At 69.4% G+C, this 2,608-nt stretch carries 2 protein-coding genes; both read right to left on the bottom strand.

Going from position 1 to position 2,608, the window contains the following annotated elements:
- The coding region (locus tag VMS22_18900) for a pyridoxal-phosphate dependent enzyme (protein HXJ36106.1) at nt 1-359 on the bottom strand (359 nt) is incomplete at its 3' end.
- Between the two features lie 57 nt (nt 360-416).
- Nucleotides 417-2,495, bottom strand: a complete 2,079-nt coding sequence (gene fusA / locus VMS22_18895; protein HXJ36105.1) for an elongation factor G — start codon at nt 2,493-2,495, stop codon at nt 417-419.
- Nucleotides 2,496-2,608: the final 113 nt, after the last annotated feature.

Here is a 2,608-nt window from a genome sequence, read left to right as displayed (position 1 = left end):
GTCACCGCCATCCCGAGGCCGCGCGCCTTGAACGAGCCGGTCGGATTCTGGCCCTCGTCCTTGGCCCACAGGTGCCGGAGCCCGAGATGGGCCCCCAGGCGCGGGAGCGCGAGCAGGGGCGTGCCGCCCTCGCCGAGCGTCGCCGGCTCCTCGCCGTCGTCGAGCGGCGTGAGCTCGCGGAAGCGGTACATCCCGGGGGGGCGCTGCCGGAGCTGGGCCGTGGTGACGGCGGCGGCGACCCCGGCGAGGTCGTAGCGCACGGCGAGCATCTGCCCGCACCCGGCGCAGACCGTGAGCAGCCGGCCCGCCTCGTGGCGGCGGCCGCACACCGTGCACTCGACGTGGGTGACGAAGCTCACGGCCGAGCGCCCACGGCGTGGGTGACGAAGCTCACGAATGCGGCCGGCGCCGCCCGATCAGTGCGACTTCTCTCTCTCCGCCTTGGCGGCGGCGACGACCTTGTCGGCGAGCTGGCCGGGCACTTCCTCGTAGTGCGAGAACTCCATCGAATAGCCGCCGCGGCCACCGGTCATCGAGCGCAGCGTCGACTCGTACGTCAACATCTCGGCCATCGGGGCCTGGGCACGCACCGCCACCACCTCGCCCTCCGGCTCCATCCCGACGATGCGGCCGCGCCGGCCGTTGAGGTCGCCGATGACGTCGCCGGCGTTCTCGGCGGGCGCGTTCACCTCGACGTTCATGATCGGCTCGAGCAGGATCGGGCGCGCCTCCAGGAATCCCTTCTGGAGCCCCATCGAGGCGGCGATCTGAAACGCCATGTCCGACGAGTCGACGTCGTGGTACGAGCCGTCGTAGAGCGTCACCTTGAGGTCGACGACCGGGTAGCCCGCCAGGATGCCGCGCTTCATGCAGTCGCGGACGCCCTTCTCGACCGACGGGATGAAGTTCCGCGGCACCGCGCCGCCGAAGATGTCGTCGACGAACTCGAAGCCGCTGCCGCGCGGCAAGGGCTCGATGCGGAGCCACGTGTCGCCGTACTGGCCCCGGCCGCCCGTCTGCTTCTTGTACTTGCCCTGCACCTCCGAGCGGCCCTTCACGGTCTCCTTGTAGGGGATGCGTGGCGGCAGCAGGGAGACGTCGACGTTGTACTTGCGCTTCATGCGCTCGACGATCACCTCGACGTGGAGCTGCCCGATCCCGGACACGAGCAGCTGCTTGGTCTCGGGGTCGTAGTGGTGGCGGAGGGTCGGATCCTCCTCCTCCATGCGCTGGAGCGCCGTCGAGATCTTGTCCTCGTCGCCGCGGCTCTTGGGCTGGATTGCGAACGAGATCGACGGCTCGGGGAACGCGATGCCGGGGAGGATCACCGGCTGGCTCTCGTCGGTGAGCGTGTCGCCGGTGAGCGTGTCCTTGAGCTTGGCGACCACGCCGATCTCGCCAGGGCCGAGGGATTCCACCGCCTTCTGCGTCTTGCCCTCGAGCCAGCCGAGATGGCCGACCCGCTCGCGCGCGTCGCGGCCGGCGTTGAGCACCTGGCCGTCCGAGCGGAACGTGCCCGAGTAGACGCGGAACAGCGACAGCTTGCCGACGTGCGGGTCGGAGATCGTCTTGAAGACCAGCGCCGACAGCGGGGCCTTCGGATCCGGCGCCCGCTTCGCGGCCGCCTTGGTCCGCGGGTCGGTTCCCTCGACCTCGCCCTGGTCGGCGGGGGACGGGAATTCCTTGAGGATCAGCTCGAGAACCTGGGCGACGCCGATCCCGCGCGTCGCCGACGCGGCGAGGACCGGCACGAGCGTCCCCGCGAACACCGCCTTCTTGAGCGCGTCGAGCATCTCCGTCTCGCTGATCGAGCCCTCCTCGAGGTACTTGGCGAGGAGATCGTCGTCGGTCTCGGCGGCGGCCTCGGCGAGCTTCTCGCGGTAGGACCGCGCGCTGTCCATCACGTCGGCGGGGATGTCCGTCTCCTTCGCCTTGCCGTCGGCGGTGATGAACGCCTTCATCGCGATCAGGTCGACGATGCCGGTGAACCCCGCCTCCGCGCCCACCGGGATCTGAAACGGTGCGAGCCGTCCCTTGAGGCGCTTCTGGAGGGCCTCCAGCGTGCGGAAGAAATCGGCGCGCTCGCGGTCGAGGCGGTTGACGACGACCACGCGCGGCAGGCCGTACTCGTTGGCGAACTTCCAGACCTTCTCGGTCTGCACCTGCACGCCCGCCACCGCGTCGACCACCACGACGGCACCGTTGACCACGCGGAGACCGGCGCGCGCGTCCGCGACGAAGTCGCCGTACCCGGGTGTGTCGACGATGTTGAGGCGGTACCCCTTGAAGTCGCAGTAGGCGACCGACGTGTTCAGCGAGATCTTGCGCTTGATCTCGTCGGGATCGAAGTCGGTGGTGGTGGTGCCGTCATCGACCTTGCCGAGACGGGACACGGCGCCGGCTGCGAACAGGATGGCCTCGACGAGGGAGGTCTTGCCGACGCCCCCGTGACCGACGAAGCCGACATTGCGAATCTTGGAAATGTCCAACGCCATGCTTGCCTCCTCTTGGTCCCGCCGGGCGGATGAGCGAGTGCAAACTCGAAGAAGGACGACGTGGGCCCGAATCTACCACAGCCCGGAATCGCCGGGAAAGCCGCGCCGCGCCG

This window comes from Candidatus Eisenbacteria bacterium, from assembly GCA_035577985.1.
Lineage (GTDB): Bacteria > Desulfobacterota > Binatia > DP-6 > DP-6 > DATJZY01.
Note: the sequence above shows the minus strand (reverse complement) of the source record. Positions and strands in the feature narration are given on the sequence as shown.

Excerpts from the sequence above, each read along its gene's own strand:
- fusA (HXJ36105.1), bottom strand. The coding sequence starts at position 2,495 with ATGGCGTTGGACATTTCCAAGATTCGCAATGTCGGCTTCGTCGGTCAC.